Source organism: Bradyrhizobium guangdongense (assembly GCF_006483445.1).
Classification (GTDB): Bacteria; Pseudomonadota; Alphaproteobacteria; order Rhizobiales; family Xanthobacteraceae; genus Bradyrhizobium; species Bradyrhizobium guangdongense_A.
Genome location: NZ_PPPT01000080.1, coordinates 1 through 15,776 on the forward strand (window position 1 = coordinate 1; position 15,776 = coordinate 15,776).

At 64.9% G+C, this 15,776-nt stretch carries 12 protein-coding genes; 8 read left to right on the top strand and 4 right to left on the bottom strand.

Features of this window, described 5'->3' with window-relative positions:
• Positions 1-1,160, top strand: a 1,160-nt coding sequence (locus tag C2U70_RS11485; protein WP_140978123.1) for a methyl-accepting chemotaxis protein, incomplete at its 5' end; no start/stop codon positions are given.
• Positions 1,161-1,289: 129 nt separating this feature from the next.
• Entirely contained in the window at positions 1,290-2,003 is a 714-nt protein-coding gene (locus C2U70_RS11490) for a hypothetical protein (protein WP_140978124.1), read from the top strand.
• Between the two features lie 164 nt (positions 2,004-2,167).
• On the opposite strand, the gene mutS is transcribed toward C2U70_RS11490, so the two are convergent.
• Entirely contained in the window at positions 2,168-4,903 is a 2,736-nt protein-coding gene (gene mutS / locus C2U70_RS11495) for a DNA mismatch repair protein MutS (RefSeq protein ID WP_140978125.1), read from the bottom strand.
• Positions 4,904-5,118: 215 nt separating this feature from the next.
• On the opposite strand from mutS, the gene pcaF reads away from it, so the two are divergent.
• The 3 genes from pcaF (at position 5,119) to C2U70_RS11510 (ending at position 9,517) form a co-directional block, all read left to right on the top strand.
• Positions 5,119-6,327, top strand: a complete 1,209-nt coding sequence (gene pcaF, locus C2U70_RS11500; protein WP_140978126.1) for a 3-oxoadipyl-CoA thiolase — start codon at positions 5,119-5,121, stop codon at positions 6,325-6,327.
• Positions 6,328-6,469: 142 nt separating this feature from the next.
• Entirely contained in the window at positions 6,470-7,363 is an 894-nt protein-coding gene (locus tag C2U70_RS11505) for a dioxygenase (RefSeq protein ID WP_140978127.1), read from the top strand.
• A gap of 168 nt (positions 7,364-7,531) precedes the next feature.
• Positions 7,532-9,517 (top strand): methyl-accepting chemotaxis protein, encoded by a 1,986-nt coding sequence (locus C2U70_RS11510; RefSeq protein WP_140978128.1) that lies wholly within the window; start codon positions 7,532-7,534, stop codon positions 9,515-9,517.
• A 72-nt stretch (positions 9,518-9,589) separates the two neighbouring features.
• On the opposite strand, the gene C2U70_RS11515 is transcribed toward C2U70_RS11510, so the two are convergent.
• From C2U70_RS11515 to C2U70_RS11525, 3 genes are read right to left on the bottom strand one after another with little or no spacing between them, the layout of a single operon-like run.
• On the bottom strand, positions 9,590-11,146 hold the full coding sequence (locus C2U70_RS11515) for an MDR family MFS transporter (RefSeq protein WP_140978129.1): 1,557 nt from the start codon (positions 11,144-11,146) through the stop codon (positions 9,590-9,592).
• Between the two features lie 4 nt (positions 11,147-11,150).
• Complete coding sequence (locus C2U70_RS11520; RefSeq protein ID WP_140978130.1) at positions 11,151-12,320, bottom strand: HlyD family secretion protein; 1,170 nt, start codon at positions 12,318-12,320, stop codon at positions 11,151-11,153.
• The gene (locus tag C2U70_RS11525; protein WP_140978131.1) at positions 12,313-12,795 is read right to left on the bottom strand and encodes a MarR family winged helix-turn-helix transcriptional regulator; all 483 of its coding nucleotides are present in this window, start codon (positions 12,793-12,795) and stop codon (positions 12,313-12,315) included. Before C2U70_RS11525 ends, C2U70_RS11520 begins: the two co-directional genes overlap by 8 nt.
• Before the next feature lie 158 nt (positions 12,796-12,953).
• Here C2U70_RS11525 and C2U70_RS11530 point away from each other — a divergent pair, with 158 nt between their 5' ends.
• The 3 genes from C2U70_RS11530 to ispG are packed head-to-tail and all read left to right on the top strand — an operon-like array spanning position 12,954 to position 15,725.
• Complete coding sequence (locus tag C2U70_RS11530; protein WP_140978132.1) at positions 12,954-13,445, top strand: Fur family transcriptional regulator; 492 nt, start codon at positions 12,954-12,956, stop codon at positions 13,443-13,445.
• 33 nt (positions 13,446-13,478) lie between these two features.
• A complete protein-coding gene (locus C2U70_RS11535; protein WP_140978133.1) occupies positions 13,479-14,429 on the top strand; it encodes a DMT family transporter in 951 nt (316 codons plus the stop codon).
• Between the two features lie 12 nt (positions 14,430-14,441).
• A complete protein-coding gene (ispG, locus tag C2U70_RS11540) occupies positions 14,442-15,725 on the top strand; it encodes a flavodoxin-dependent (E)-4-hydroxy-3-methylbut-2-enyl-diphosphate synthase (RefSeq protein ID WP_140978134.1) in 1,284 nt (427 codons plus the stop codon).
• Positions 15,726-15,776 lie beyond the last annotated feature (51 nt).

The following is a 15,776-nucleotide window of genomic DNA, read 5'->3' on the forward strand; positions in this document are numbered from 1 at the left end:
AGGGCAAGCATCACAGCATGTTCATGCCGTCGGCCGAGCGCGACAGCGCGGCCTATCGCGAGTTCTGGGCAAAGCTCAATCGCGGCGAATACCAGGCCGGCGAATTCAAGCGCATCGGCAAGGGCGGGCGCGAGGTCTGGATTCTCGCCTCCTACAACCCGTTGCTCGACGACAAGGGCAAGCCGTTCGGTGTGGCGAAGTTTGCCACCGACGTCACCGCGGAGAAGCTGAAGAACGCCGACCGCGCCGGCCAGCTCGCCGCGATCGACAAGGCCCAGGCCGTGATCGAGTTCAACATGGACGGCACGATCATCACGGCGAACGAGAACTTCCTGCATGCGCTCGGCTATTCGCTGGCCGAGATCAAGGGCAAGCATCACAGCATGTTCGTCGAGCCGTCGGAGCGCGACGGCTCCGGCTATCGCGAGTTCTGGGCCGCGCTCAACCGCGGCCAGTACCAGGCGGCCGAGTACAAGCGTATCGGCAAGGGCGGCAAGGAAGTCTACATCCAGGCCTCCTACAACCCGATCCTCGATCTCAACGGCAAGCCGTTCAAGGTGGTGAAATACGCGACCGACGTCACCAAGCAGGTGCTGGTCCGCATGGGCAATGAGCGTGTCCGCGGCATGATGGAATCGGTCGCCGCCGGCTCGGAGGAGCTGAACGCCTCGGTGCGCGAGATCTCGGAGGCGATGACCAAGTCGCGCGAGACCGCGATGAGCGCGGTGGATCAGGTCGCCGCTGCCGACGCCCAGGCGCAGCGCCTCACCGAGGCAGCGCAAGCGATGAGCGGCATCGTCGAGATGATCAACAACATCACCGGCCAGATCAATTTGCTGGCGCTCAACGCCACGATCGAGTCCGCCCGTGCCGGCGAGGCCGGACGGGGCTTTGCGGTTGTCGCCTCCGAGGTCAAGAGCCTCGCCAACCAGGCCAAGCAGGCGACCGACAAGATCGGCCAGGAGATCGGCAGCCTCAACGGCATCTCCGGAGACGTCGTCGGCGCGCTCTCCTCGATCAAGCAGGCGATCAACAATGTCAGCGAATACGTCACCTCGACGGCTGCCGCAATCGAGGAGCAGAGCACGGTGACGAACGAGATGTCGACCAGCATGCAGCGTGCCGCCGCGGAGGCCGCGGCGATGGCGGCGAGGGCGTAAGCTTGATCCCGTGCGAGCTTCGGGAGGCAAGCTAGGCTTCGCTTGCGATCTCGGCCCTGCGTCAGGATAGGTAGTGTGCGGAGCCCGCAGACCCGCTAAGCTGGTCGCACAGCAGTATCGGGGCGCGCGGTGGACGGACTATACAAGGTCGAATACGACATCAACGACGGCTCAGGCCGCAGCGTGCTGTACGCTCATGGCGGCAAGATGCTCGGCGGCAACACGGCCTTCGCCCATTTCGGCACCTACGAGACCGTCAACGGCGAAATCGTCGCCAAATTGCGAACGAGGCGCCATAGCCGGTCGCCGCAGCACCGGTCGCTGGTCAGTTCCGACAGTGTCACGATCAGCATTCGCGGCCGGCCGCAGGGCAAGCTTTGGCGCTTCGAGGGTGAGGTCGTCGAGGACGCATCGAGGTTTCGCGCATTGATGACGCCGCTCGGCGATGATGACATTCCGCCACCCGGCGTGGTCGGCGAAGGTGGCATCGTCAGCGGGCTCTATTCAATCGACATCAGGATGCTGGATGGAATTGCCGGCGGCCAGACCGGCGTGATGCTGCTGCGCGACGGCCGCATCCTCGGCGGCGATGCCTTCTTCTACTATCTCGGCGCTTATTCGTCGGCGAACGGCCGCTGGAAGGGCGAGTTCGTCAACCAGGAGCACACCCCGGCCAAGAGCGAGCATCCCCTGTTCGGCGGCTATGAGGTCGGTATCGGTTTCTCCGGCCGCTGCGATGACAAGAGCGCCGACATGGAAGCGACCGCGCTCGCCGGCAAGCTCAGCATCCGCTTCGCCGCCACGCTGAAGCTGATCGAGCCGTTCGCAAAGACGGACCGCTGACCGCTGACGCGTCTTGTAGGGTGGGTTAGCCTTGCGGATGCGCGAAGCGCAATTCGCTGGCGTAACCCACCACTTCTGTCACCGCGGAAACCAAAGAGGTGGGTTACGCCGAGCGGACTGCGCTTTGCGCAGCCGCACAGCTAACCCACCCTACGGCATCTTCACTATTTCGGCAGTTTTGCCTTTAGCGCGTAGAGCGCATCGAGTGCTTCGCGCGGGGACATTTCGTCGGGGTGCAGCGCTTTCACGGCGTCCATCAGCAGCTCCGCCTCGCTCGGCGGAGCGTCGTCTACTGCGGCGCGTGAGGGTACCGCGAACAGCGGGAGGTCGTCGACCAGCGCGCGTGCGGTCTGGCCGCGGTCCTGGGCCTCGAGCTTTGCCAACACCGATTTGGCGCGCGTGATCACGGCCGGCGGCAGACCGGCGAGTTTTGCGACCTGGATGCCATAGGAGCGGTCGGCGGAGCCCGGCAGCACCTCGTGCAGGAATACGACGTTGCCCTGCCATTCCTTGACGCGCACGGTGGCGTTGAACATCCGTGGCAGCTTTGCCGAGAGCGCGGTGAGCTCGTGATAATGGGTCGCAAACAGCGTGCGGCAGCGGTTGCTCTCGTGCAGATGCTCGATCGCAGCCCAGGCGATCGACAGGCCGTCGAAGGTCGCGGTGCCGCGGCCGATCTCGTCGAGGATCACGAGCGAACGCTCGCCGGCTTGATTGAGGATCGCGGCGGTCTCGACCATCTCGACCATGAAGGTCGATCGTCCGCGCGCGAGATCGTCGGCCGCACCCACGCGCGAGAACAGGCGGTCGACGATGCCGATCCGCGCGCGTGCCGCCGGCACGAAGCTGCCGATCTGGGCGAGCAGCGCAATCAGCGCGTTCTGGCGTAGGAAGGTCGATTTGCCGGCCATGTTGGGACCGGTGAGCAGCCAGAGCTGCCCGGATTTTTGCGCGGGCGCCGGTGAGAGATCGCAGGCGTTGGCGATGAACGGTTCGCCATTGCGCTTCAGGGCCTGCTCGACCACCGGGTGGCGGCCGGCCTCGATCGCAAAGCCGAGGGACTCGTCGACCTCGGGCCGCACGTAATTCTCGTCGACCGCGAGCTTGGCCAGTGCGGTGGCGACATCGAGCAGCGCAAAGGCGTGCGCAGTGGCCCGCAGATCGTCGCTGATCGCGAGCGCCTTGGCGGAGAGGCGGTCGAAGATTTCGAGCTCGAGGCCGAGCGCGCGGTCGCCGGCGTTGGCGATCTTGGCCTCGATCTCGCCGAGTTCCGAGGTCGTGAAGCGCACCTGCCCGGCGAGCGTCTGGCGATGGATGAAGGTCGCATTCAGCGGCGGTGACATCAGCTTGTCGCCGTGCTGCGCCGTAACCTCGACGAAATAGCCGAGCACGTTGTTGTGCCGGATCTTGAGACCCTTGATCGAGGTCGTGTCGGCGTAGCGCGCCTGCATCGAGGCCACGACCAGGCGCGAGGCGTCGCGCAGGCTGCGAGCCTCGTCCAGCGCCGGCTCGTAGCCCTCGCGGACAAAACCGCCGTCGCGCTTGATCAGCGGAAGCTGCTCGGCGAGCGCCGTCTCGAATTCGGCGGCAAGCTCGCGCGACGGCCGCTTCATCGCGACCATCACGGAAGCGATCTCCTGCGGTGGCTGGTCGAGCTCAGCGAGCCGCGCCAAAACCTGATCAGCGGCCAAAATGCCGTCGCGTATGCCCGCGAGATCGCGCGGTCCGCCGCGGCCGACGGACAACCGCGCCAGCGCGCGCGACATATCCGGTGCGCCGCGCAAGATGCTGCGGATGTCTTCGCGTGTCGCCGAATCGCCAACAAAGGTGCTGACGGCATCGAGCCGCCGCGCGATGCCGCTTGCGTCGGTCAGTGGCGCTGCGAGCCGTTGCGCGAGCAGGCGGGAGCCGGCCGAGGTCACCGTGCAGTCGATGGCATCGAGCAGCGAGCCGCGGCGCTCGCCGGCCAAGGTCCGCGTCAGTTCGAGATTGGCGCGCGTGGCCGGATCGATCGCCATGGTGGCGCCGGAGGCTTCGCGCGCGGGCGGCGACAGCGGCGGATGTTTTCCGACCTGGGTGCGGTCGACATAGGTGACGGCGGCGGCCGCGGCGGTGGCTTCTAACCGCGACAACTGCGCGAGCCCATCCATGGTCGCGACCGCAAAATAATCGCACAGCCGCTTTTCGGCGGTGGCGCCATCGAAGACGTCGCGGGTCAGCGGCGTGACCGCCGGCAGCTCGCGCAAGGTCTGTCCGAGCTCGCTGTCATTGTAGAGCGCGTCGGTGACGATGGCCTCGTTCGGATTGATGCGCGCCAGGGTCGCGGCGAGCTCGCCGCCGGAACATTCCGTCACCATGAATTCGGCGGTCGAGATGTCGATCCAGGCGAGGCCAAAGCGGTCGCCGCCGGAGGACGAACGGGCGCGCGCGATCGACAGCAGATAATTGTTGGCGCGCGCATCGAGCAGCGTGTCTTCGGTCAACGTGCCCGGCGTGACCAGCCGCACCACGCCGCGGCGCACCACGCTCTTGTTGCCGCGGGCTTTTGCGGCGGCGGGATCCTCGGTCTGTTCGCACACCGCAACCCGGTGACCGGCCATGATCAGGCGGTGCAGATAATCCTCGGAGCGCTCGACCGGCACGCCGCACATCGGAATGTCGGCGCCTTGGTGCTTGCCGCGCTTGGTCAGGACGATGCCCAGCGTCCTGGAGGCGATCTCGGCGTCCTCGAAGAACAGCTCGTAGAAATCGCCCATCCGGTAGAACAGCAAGAGGCCGGGATGAGCGGCTTTGATCTCCAGATACTGCTCCATCATCGGCGTGACGCGCGCGGGCGCTTCCGCCTGCGGTGCGGGCACGTCGTCGGGGGAAGGCGCGGGGATGGGCTGTTGCACTGTCATGAGCGGCGCAACCTACAAAATTTCGCTGACGGGTCCTATCGCTTTGGCCAGGTGAGGCGGGTTTTCCACGCTGTCCGCACGGCGGCATGCGCGCCGTGCGGAGGGGGCGCCGCGGGACCCGCGAAACCGTCAATTGACCGGCTGCGGACGGCCTCCTAAAACTCCGCCGATATTGAAGAAATCCGGCCGAACGTGGCGTTCAGGGAGAAAGTCCGATGCGTGATGTCTTTATCTGCGATGCGATCCGCACCCCGATCGGCCGCTTTGGCGGCTCGCTCGCAAAGGTCCGCGCCGACGACCTCGCGGCCGCGCCGATCAAGGCGCTGATGGCCAAACATCCAAAACTCGACTGGTCCCAGGTGGACGAGGTCTTCTTCGGCTGCGCCAATCAGGCCGGCGAGGACAACCGCAATGTCGCGCGCATGGCGCTGCTGCTGGCGGGCCTGCCGGATTCGGTTCCCGGCCAGACCCTGAACCGGCTTTGCGCCTCCGGCCTCGATGCGGTGGGTGCGGCGGGCCGCGCGATCCGCTCCGGCGAGATCGAGCTCGCGATTGCCGGCGGCGTCGAATCGATGACGCGCGCGCCCTTCGTGATGGGCAAGGCGCAGGAAGCGTTTTCGCGCTCCGCGGAGATTTTTGACACCACGATCGGCTGGCGGTTCATCAACCCGCTCTTGAAGGCGCAGTACGGCGTCGATGCGATGCCGGAGACCGGCGAGAACGTCGCCGAGGAGTTCCAGGTGTCGCGTGCCGACCAGGACGCCTTTGCCATCCGCTCGCAGCAGCGCGCGGGTGCGGCCATTGCGGCCGGCTACTTCGCGGAAGAGATCACGCCGATTACCATCCCCGGCGGCAAGGCCGGTCCTGTTACGATCGACAAGGACGAGCATCCGCGCCCCGAGACGACGCTGGAAGGCCTCGCAAAGCTGAAGCCGATCGTGCGCAATCCCGGCACGGTGACCGCCGGCAACGCCTCCGGCGTCAATGACGGTGCGGCAGCGATGATCCTGGCTTCCGAAGCTGCCGTGAAGAAGCATGGCCTGACGCCCCGCGCGCGCATCCTCGGTCTCGCCTCCGCAGGCGTGCCACCGCGCATCATGGGCATCGGCCCGGTGCCGGCGACCCGCAAGCTGATGGAGCGGCTTGGCAAGAAGATCAGCGATTTCGACCTGATCGAGCTCAACGAAGCCTTCGCCTCGCAGGGCATCGCCTGCATGCGGCAGCTCGGCGTCGCCGACGATGCCGATTTCGTCAATCCGCATGGCGGCGCCATCGCGCTCGGCCATCCCCTCGGCATGAGCGGCGCCCGTCTCGCGCTCACCGCCGTGCACGGCATGGAGAAGCGCGGCGGCAAGCTCGCACTCGCCACCATGTGCGTCGGTGTCGGCCAGGGTGTGGCGGTTGCGATCGAGAAGCTGAATTGACGGAACGCGCAGCGTTCCGTCATCCCGGGGCGCACGCGTAGCGAGCGAACCCCATTGCGCAATTGCGCAATGTGGGATCTCGAGATTCCGGGTCTGGTCCTTCGGACCATCCCGGAATGACGGAGTAGATGAGGACCACCCCATGATCATCGAACGCGAGCAGGACGTCACGGCGGCAGCACTTGCCGTGATGGAACGGACCTCCGATCCACGCCTGCGCCAGATCATGATCTCGCTGGTCAAGCATCTGCACGGCTTTGTCCGCGACGTCCGGCTGACGGAGGCCGAGTTCCGTGAGGCTGCCGCGATCCTGGTCGAACTCGGCAAGCTCACGAACGATACGCACAACGAGGTGGTGCTGATGGCGGGCTCGCTCGGCGTTTCACCGCTGGTCTGCCTCCTGAACAATGGCGATGACGGCAATACCGAGACCGACCAGTCGCTGCTCGGTCCGTTCTGGCGATTGAACTCGCCGCGGGTCGAGAACGGCGGCTCGATTGTCCGCTCTGAGACGCCGGGCGCACCGTTGTTCGTCAGCGGACGCGTGGTGGACAGGCAGGGTCGTCCGGTCGCGGGCGCCGAGGTCGACGTCTGGCATGCATCGCCGGTCGGCTTCTACGAGAACCAGGATCCCGATCAGGCCGACATGAACCTACGCGGCAAGTTCACGACCGACGCGGACGGCCGCTTCTCGTTCCGCTCGGTGATGATGGTCGGTTATCCCATCCCGACCAACGGCGTCGTCGGTCGTCTCCTGAAGGCGCAGGACCGCCACCCCTATCGGCCCGCGCATCTGCACGCGCTGATCTTCAAGCCGGGATTCAAGGTCTTGATCTCGCAGGTCTATGATCCCAACGACCCGCATCTCGACAGCGACGTGCAGTTCGGCGTGACCAAGGCGCTGATCGGTAACTTTATACGTCACGACACGCCGCACCCGAGCGACCCGAGCGTTTCGACGCCGTGGTACTCGCTCGACCACCTCTACAGGCTCGAGGCCGGCGAGGCCGTGCTGCCGCGACCGCCGATCAAATAGCGGACGATTTCAGCCCAGCGGGCGTCCACTTCTGCATTTGCATCGGCCACGTGCGCCTCCGGTATCGTACGGAGGCCTTATCTGCCGGATTCCGACAGGCGTTTTCAGTGTCCATTGACGAGCCCGCGATAGAGCTTGCATTCGCGAGTTCTGATTTGCGGATCATCCATGAAACTGCGCCTGTCGATTTCCTCGGCCATCATTGCCTTTGGTGTTTTGCTGGTGATCGGCTTCACCGCCGTCGTCGCCACCGGTGCTTACGCGCTACGCGAGCTCAAGGTCGGCGGTCCCCTCTATTCCGACATCAAGCTCGGCAACGACCTCGTTGCCGACATCCTGCCGCCGCCGGCCTATGTGATCGAGGCCTATCTCGAGGCGACGCTCGCCATGCGCGAGCCGGATCAACTGGCCGCCCGCAGCGAACGTCTGGTCCAGCTCCGCAAGGACTATGACGACCGTAAGGTCTTCTGGACCGGTTCCAGCCTGACGGCCGACCTGAAGACCGCGCTGGTGCAGAAGTCCGATGCCGAGGTGCAAAAGTTCTTCAAGGCCGCCGATCAGCTCGTGCTGGCGCTGAAGAGCAAGGATGCGGCTGCGGCCGAGCGTGCCTATGCCCAGCTCAAGGAAGCCTATACCGCGCACCGCGCCGTCATCGACTGGATCGTCGAGCGCGCCAACAAGCAGAATGCCGACATGGAGAAGCTCGCGGCCGACCGCGACGTCTCGATCTCCTACATCGTGTGGGGCGTGTCGGCCGCCGTGCTGGCGCTGATCATCGCGGGCCTCGCTTTCGTGGTCCTCGGAGTGGTGCGGCCGATCGTGCGCATGACGGGAGCCATGCAAAAGCTCGCAACCGGCGACCTAACTGCTGACGTCCCCTATGCCAACCGCCGCGATGAGGTCGGCTCGATGGCAGGCGCGCTTGCCGTGTTCAAGCAGGGCGCGCTCGATAACACACGGCTGCGCGACGAGCAGATTGAGGCGGAAGAGCAAGCGAACGCCTCCAAGCGGACCGCCCTGCTCGGCATGGCCGAAACCGTGGAACGCGAAACCGGCGCCTCGGTTGACACGGCAGCCAAGGCCACGCAGGGCGTTGAGCAGGCCGCAACCAATCTGTCGGGCATTGCGTGCGACCTGTCGACGGAATCGCAGGCCGTTGCCGCGGCCTCCGAGCAGGCCCTGGCCAGTGCCGAGACGGTGTCCGCGGCCGCGGAAGAGTTGACGGCCTCCATTCGGGAGATTGCGAGCCAGGTCGCGCGTGCGAGCCAAGTGACGAAATCGGCCGTCGCCGGTCGCGAGCAGGCGCGCTCGACCATTCAGGCATTGTCCGGCGCGGTGAAGAAGATCGCCGAAGTCTCCGATCTCATCGGCGGTATTGCCGGCCAGACCAATCTGCTGGCGCTGAATGCCACCATCGAGGCGGCGCGTGCCGGCGAGGCCGGTCGCGGCTTCGCGGTCGTTGCCGCCGAGGTCAAATCGCTATCAAACCAGACCGCGAAGTCGACCGAGGAGATCACAAGGTTGATCGCCGAGATCCAGACCTCGACCCAGGCCGCGGTCGACGCGGTCGAGGAGATGGGCGGCCACATCGTCGAGATCGACGGCGTTGCGACCTCGGTCGCGGCCGCAATAGAAGAGCAGGACGCGGCAACGCGCGAGATCGCGCGCTCCATTTCGGAATCCGCCTCCGCCGCGAAGGAAGTTTCCACCAAGATCGCCCTCGTCAGCCGTGACGCAGATTCCGTCAACGCGCGCGCCGCGGAAATGCGCGAGACGATCTCCACCGTATCGACAAACCTGACGTCTCTTCAGGCCGTGTTGGTTCGCACCGTCCGCAACTCGACCGCCGAGGTGAATCGCCGTCTCAGCACGCGCTATCCGTCGGAGCTTGAAGTGACGGTGACCGACTGCAGACAAACTGTGCTCGCGACCAGCCTGACCGATATATCGGAAGGCGGCGCGTGGATCCGCGCCCAGATCGGCATCGGCGAGACAGGTACGCTGCGGATCAAGGGCCTCGCGTCCAGCTTGCCCTTCCGTGTGCGGGCGCATGACCACGAGACGGCTCATGTCGAATTCCAGCTTGATGCCGGCGCAAAGAAAGAACTGGCCGATTTCATCGCGCTGAATTTTGGCAAGGCCAACGCGGCCTGACGGATCGGCGCGTCGAGCGTCTCGCCCGGGGCGATGGCGGAGTGTTTGATCCGCCCCCCGAGTGACGAAGAATTACTCCATCACCGCATGTTCCGGCCCGGCCGCCTGCTTCCGCAGCGTAGCCTTGGTCGAGCCGATCATCAGCGCGAGCGGGATGGTGCAGAGCACGAACAGCATCACGAGCTGGTAGTCATGCGCAAACGCGATGATCTGCGCCTGGATGGCGACCATCTTGTCGGCCATGGCGCGGCCGGCATCGGTGGAGAGGTTGATGAGACCGCGCACGTCGGGCATCTGGAGCGCATGGTTGAACGGGTTGACGTGCTCGGAGAGTACTGCGTAGCTCTTGCGCGTGCCCTGGGTCAGCTCGGCGATGACGACGGAAATGCCGACCGAGCTCGCGACGTTGCGCACCAGCGTCAGCATCGCCGTGCCGTCGGTGCGCAAGGTGTTCGGCAGCGTCAGGAAGGCGACGGTTGAAAGCGGCACGAAGACGAGGCCGAAGCCAAATCCCTGGATGACGCTGACGGTGACGATCTCCGGCACCTGGGTGAGGTCGGTCCAGGCGGTCATGTAGAACAGCGACCCCGCCGTCAGGCTGAGACCGCAGATGATCAAAGTGCGCGCCTCGATGAAGCGCATCATGCGGCCGACCAGCATCATGGCGAAGAACGTGCCGACACCGCGGCTCGCGAGCAGCATGCCGGCGGTGATGATGGGATAGCCGATGACGTTCTGCATGAAAGGCGAGGAGAGTGCCATGGTCGAGAACAGCACCAGGCCCATCACGGTCATGAAGATGCAGCCGGTGACGAAGTTGCGATCCCTGAACAGCTCGAACCGGATGAACGGCCGCGACGTCGTAAAGGAGTGTGCGAAGAAGTAGTAGAAGGCCACGGCCGAGATGATGAATTCGGCCACGATCTCGGTCGATTCGAACCAGTCGAGCTGTTCTCCGCGGTCGAGCGCGAGCTGCAGCGCGCCAATGCCGAGCGCCAGCGCCGCGAAGCCGAACCAGTCGAATTTGAGGGTCAGGTCCTTCTTGGTCTCGTCCATGAAGATGATCAACCCGATCACCGTGATCGCGCCGAAGGGAAGATTGACGAAGAACACCCAGTGCCAGGAATAAGTCTCGGTCAGCCAGGCGCCTAACGAGGGGCCCATGATCGGGCCCATCATCACGCCCATGCCCCAAATCGACATCGCCTTGGCGCGTTCCTGCAGCGTGTAATAGTCGAGCATCACCGATTGCGACAGCGGCACCAGCGCGGCGCCGAACACGCCCTGCAGCAAACGGAACAGCACCATCTGGTTGATGTCCTGCGCGAGGCCGCACAGCACGGAGGCGAGCGTGAAGCCGGCCGAGCAGATGATGAAGATGCGCTTGCGGCCGAAGCGGTTGGCGATCCAGCCGACCGGCGCCGTCATGATGGCGGCGGCGACGATATAGGAGGTCAGCACCCAGTTGATCTGGTCCTGCGAGGCCGACAGCGTGCCCTGCATGTAGGGCAGGGCGACGTTGGCGATCGTGGTGTCCAGCGCCTGCATGATGGTCGCGGTCATGGCGCAGATCGTCACCATGTTCCGGCGCAGGCCGGGGACCATCAGGTTTGCAGCAGGGCCGGACATCGGACTAGTCGTCCTTGTCGTGGTTGGCGTTGGCGGACAGGCCGAGCAGGCCCGCCAGCGTGCGCTGATGGCCGGTGTCGATGGTGGCATAGACGCTCATGCCGGCCTTCAGCTTCTTCACGAACTTGTCGTTCTCGTCGAAATAGATTCGCACCGGCACGCGCTGCACCACCTTGACGAAATTGCCGGTGGCATTCTGCGGCGGCAAGATCGCGAACTGCGCGCCGGTGCCCGGCGACAGCGAGCCGATCTTGCCCTTGAAGATGTGGTTCGGGAACGCATCCACCTCGAGTGTCACGCTCTGGCCGACCGTGACATAGGTGAGGTCGCTTTCCTTCGGATTGGCATCGACCCAGGGATGCGCAATGTCGACGATCGAGAACACCGGCGTGCCGGCGGCGACGTAGCGGCCGAGCTGGATCTGCTCGACCTGCGTCGCGACGCCGCCCATGGGCGCGCGCAGCACGGTGTGATCGAGATTGCGTTGGGCCTCATCCAGCTTGGCCTTGGCCTGCGCGTAGGGCGGGAATTGCTCGAGCGGCAGGTCGGCATTGCCGAGCAGCTGCGTCTTGGCGTTGGAGAGCTGCTGCTTGACGAACTGCGCCTGGGCGCCGGCGGTGACCATCGCGTTCGCGGAATTGTCGAGGTCGAGCTGCGAGCCGACATTGTTTTTCACCAGCGCCTGCTTGCGCTCGACGTCCTTCTGCTTGAGGTCGATGCCCTGCTGCGCCAGGTCGAGCATCTGGCCGTAGATCTTGATGTTGGCGACGAGGTTGTCATAGGTCGTGCGCGCCTGGTCGAGCGAGGCCTTGGCCTGGTCGACCGCGAGGCGGAACGGCACCGGGTCGATCTCGAACAGCACGTCGCCTTCTTTGACGACCTGGCCTTCGCGGACCACGACCTTGTCGATCTTGCCAGAGATGTCGGGGGTGATCAGCACCTTCTGCGCGCCGACATAGGCATCGTCGGTGCCGACATAGCGGCCGCCATGCACATAGAAGGTGATGCCGGCGATCGCGGCCGTCACCGGCAGCACGACCATCAGCAGGAAACGGCGGTAGCGGCGGATCCCCGCCATCAGGCGGCGGCGCGGGTCGGCGGCGAGCTTCTTGGTCGGCTTGCCGCTCGGGGCGCCCTTCTGCTCGGGCGCGAACTTGATGACCTGATCAGCCATAGCGTGGCTCCTTGCGTGACTGTTCCGCGCCCGATGCCTGGATCGCGGTCTTCACGTTTTCCTTGACCGTTTCGAGTTGGGTGAGAAGACGGTGCGCGTCGGCCGGGCTGATGCCGTCGAGCGCGTTGGCGGTGAGCTCGGAGCGCAGGCCGCTCATCTTGCCGAGCAACGCGCGCCCGGCCTTCTTCAGATAGAGACGGTTGACGCGGCGGTCGCTGGCATCGCTCCGGCGCTCGATCCAGTCGCTGTCGCAGAGCTTGTCGATCAGCCTGGTCAGCGTGATCGGCTGCATCTCCAGGAGCTCGGCGAGCTCCGATTGCTTCATACCCTCGCTGCGCTCGACCTTGGCCAGCACGGCCCATTGCGCGCGGGTGATGCCGAAGCGGGATGCCTCCTTGTCGGCATAGACCCGGATCAGCCGGAACACTTCGCCCAGCGTGAACAGGAAGTTCTGGTCCACGGAACCGCGGCTCATATGCTTGGTCTCCAATAAGCTTGAGATATTATAAGTAAGCTTACGATCTATCGCATGGGAGGTTAACGAGACGCTGCTCCGCCGCAAAAGCATGGCTGGCAGCCGGTTGCGGAGGTGAGCTTTGGGTTCCCGGGCCGAAATGCTACAAGCGCGGCACCATGAGCCTCGCGAAACCGGCCTTTCCCGCGCCCGATCACGATCACGGCCGCTGCACTGCGGAAGCGCTGACGCATGCCGAGGCGGTCTGCGAGCAGCGCTCGCAGAAATTCACACCGATCCGCCGCCAGGTGTTGCAGGCGCTGCTCTCCAGCCACCGCCCGCTCGGCGCCTATGAGGTGATCGACGAGCTCGCAAAATCGATGCCGCGGCCGGCGCCGATCACGGTCTATCGTGCGCTCGATTTTTTGATGGCCAACGGCCTCGTCCACCGCATCGAAAGCCGCAACGCCTATCTCGCCTGCGCCCATGACCATGACGCGACCTCGGCGGTGGCGTTTTTGATCTGCGAGCGCTGCGGGTTGGTCGGCGAGGTGCCGGCCGCTCCCTTCGCGCAAGGCCTCAACCAGGCGGCCCGCAGCTCAGGTTTTGCCCCAAGATTGTCCGTGGTCGAGATCACGGGCACCTGCACCCATTGTCAGACACACGCATAGAACAACACGGCCAGAAGCCGGTCCCGGGAAGAAATGTCAGAACCAGCAAGTCCGTCTGTCGGGCGCCCCCTCAGTGCCGGCGCCATCGCCCTCATGCTCATGCTGTGCCTGACCTGGGGTTTTAACCAGATCGCCGTGAAGCTGGTGCTGCCCGACGTCCCGCCGATGCTGCAGGCGACGATCCGCTCGATGGGCGCGCTGCCGGTGCTGTTCATCGTCGGCACCCTGCGCGGCGTGAAGTTTTTCGAGCGCGACGGCACCTGGAAGCCGGGCCTGTTCGCCGGGTTGATGTTCGGCGTCGAATTCGTCCTGATCTATCAGGGCATCCGCTTCACCTCGGCGTCGCGCGCGGTGGTGTTCCTCTACACGGCGCCGTTCTTCGTCGCGCTCGGCTCCTACCAGCTCCTCGGCGAGCGGCTCTCGGGCACGCAATGGCTGGGCCTCGCCGTGAGCTTTGCCGGCGTGGCGCTGGCGATCGGCGTCCCGCAGCCCAATGTCGATTCGCAGATGCTGCTCGGCGATCTCATGATCGTCGGCGGCGCCTCGCTCTGGGCGGCGACGACCATGGTCGCCAAGGCGACACGGTTGCGCTTTGCCGCGCCCGAGAAGGCGCTGGGCTACCAGGTCGCGACGTCGGTCCCGATCCTGGGGCTGGCGGCCTATCTCTTTGGCGAGACCATCACCCATACGCCGAGTCCGCTCTCGATCGGCCTGATGGTGTTTCAGGCCGTCTGGGTGGTCGGAACCACGTTCACGCTTTGGTTCGCGCTGGTAAAGGCTTACTCGGCCAGCAAATTGTCGGCTTTTACCTTCATCACGCCTTTGTTTGGCGTGGTGGGTAGCTATTTCATCATGCATGACAATCTAAGCTTGACCTTTGGTGCCGCGGCACTCCTTGTAATTGCTGGACTTTTTCTGGTTAACCGGCCAAGTCCCGTGGTTCAGCCGTCCCGCGACGCATTGCTGAATGTCACCAAAACCTGATATTTGGACGCCATGAACAAGCCCGAAACCACTATCGATTCCGACATCGCGGGGCCGCAGCCGCGCCATCACACCACCCAGGTCAAGGTCGGCAACATCGCCGTCGGCGGCGGTGCGCCGATCGTCGTGCAGTCGATGACCAACACCGACACCGCCGATATCGACGGGACCATCGCCCAGGTCGCAGCGCTGGCGCGCGCCGGCTCGGAACTCGTCCGCATCACCGTGGACCGTGAAGAAGCCGCGGCCGCCGTTCCGCATATTCGCGACGGCCTGCTGAAGCGCGGCATCGATACGCCGCTGATCGGCGACTTCCATTATATCGGCCACAAGCTGCTCGCGGCCTATCCGGCCTGCGCCGAGGCACTCGCGAAGTATCGCATCAATCCCGGCAATGTCGGCTTCAAGGACAAGCGCGACACGCAATTCGCCGACATCATCGAGATCGCCAACAAGAACAACAAGCCGGTCCGCATCGGCGCGAACTGGGGCTCGCTCGACCAGGAGCTGCTTTCGAAGCTGATGGACGAGAACGCGGCGTCGGCCAATCCGCGCGATGCGCGCGCGGTGATGCGTGAAGCCATGGTGCAGTCAGCGCTGCTGTCGGCGGCGCGCGCCGAAGAGCTCGGCATGCCCAAGAACCGCATCATCCTGTCGGCAAAAGTGTCGGCGGTGCAGGATCTGATCGCGGTCTATGAAGTGCTCGCCAGCCGTTCCGACTACGCCATTCATCTCGGCCTCACCGAGGCCGGCATGGGCACCAAGGGCATCGTCGCCTCGTCCGCCGCGCTCGGCATTTTGCTGCAGCAGGGCATCGGCGACACCATCCGCATCTCGCTGACGCCGGAGCCCGGCGGCGACCGCACCCGCGAGGTGCAGGTCGGCCAGGAGCTGTTGCAGACCATGGGCTTCCGCACCTTCGTGCCGCTGGTCGCGGCTTGCCCCGGCTGCGGCCGCACCACCTCGACCACGTTCCAGGAGCTGGCAAGCTCGATCCAGGATTTCATCCGCTCGGAAATGCCGACCTGGAAGACCAAATATCCCGGCGTCGAAGAGCTCAACGTCGCGGTCATGGGCTGCATCGTCAACGGCCCCGGCGAATCCAAGCATGCCAATATCGGCATCTCCTTGCCCGGCACCGGCGAAGCGCCGGCCGCGCCGGTCTTCGTCGACGGCAAGAAGTTCCGCACCCTGCGCGGCGCGGGCATCGCCGACGACTTCAAGGCGCTCGTCATCGACTACATCGACCAGCGCTACGGCCAGGGCGCCAAGGCGCCGGTGACTGCTGCGGAGTAGGTTTACTTCGCTCGCACCAAAAAGTTCAGAACCCGTAGATGGGGTAACGGG

What these genes read in the sequence shown, in the direction of transcription:
- mutS (WP_140978125.1), bottom strand. Translation starts at nt 4,903, where the DNA reads ATGACAGTGCAACAGCCCATCCCCGCGCCTTCCCCCGACGACGTGCCC.
- pcaF (WP_140978126.1), top strand. Translation starts at nt 5,119, where the DNA reads ATGCGTGATGTCTTTATCTGCGATGCGATCCGCACCCCGATCGGCCGC.
- C2U70_RS11505 (WP_140978127.1), top strand. Translation starts at nt 6,470, where the DNA reads ATGATCATCGAACGCGAGCAGGACGTCACGGCGGCAGCACTTGCCGTG.
- C2U70_RS11510 (WP_140978128.1), top strand. Translation starts at nt 7,532, where the DNA reads ATGAAACTGCGCCTGTCGATTTCCTCGGCCATCATTGCCTTTGGTGTT.
- C2U70_RS11515 (WP_140978129.1), bottom strand. Translation starts at nt 11,146, where the DNA reads ATGTCCGGCCCTGCTGCAAACCTGATGGTCCCCGGCCTGCGCCGGAAC.
- C2U70_RS11520 (WP_140978130.1), bottom strand. Translation starts at nt 12,320, where the DNA reads ATGGCTGATCAGGTCATCAAGTTCGCGCCCGAGCAGAAGGGCGCCCCG.
- C2U70_RS11525 (WP_140978131.1), bottom strand. Translation starts at nt 12,795, where the DNA reads ATGAGCCGCGGTTCCGTGGACCAGAACTTCCTGTTCACGCTGGGCGAA.
- C2U70_RS11530 (WP_140978132.1), top strand. Translation starts at nt 12,954, where the DNA reads ATGAGCCTCGCGAAACCGGCCTTTCCCGCGCCCGATCACGATCACGGC.
- C2U70_RS11535 (WP_140978133.1), top strand. Translation starts at nt 13,479, where the DNA reads ATGTCAGAACCAGCAAGTCCGTCTGTCGGGCGCCCCCTCAGTGCCGGC.
- ispG (WP_140978134.1), top strand. Translation starts at nt 14,442, where the DNA reads ATGAACAAGCCCGAAACCACTATCGATTCCGACATCGCGGGGCCGCAG.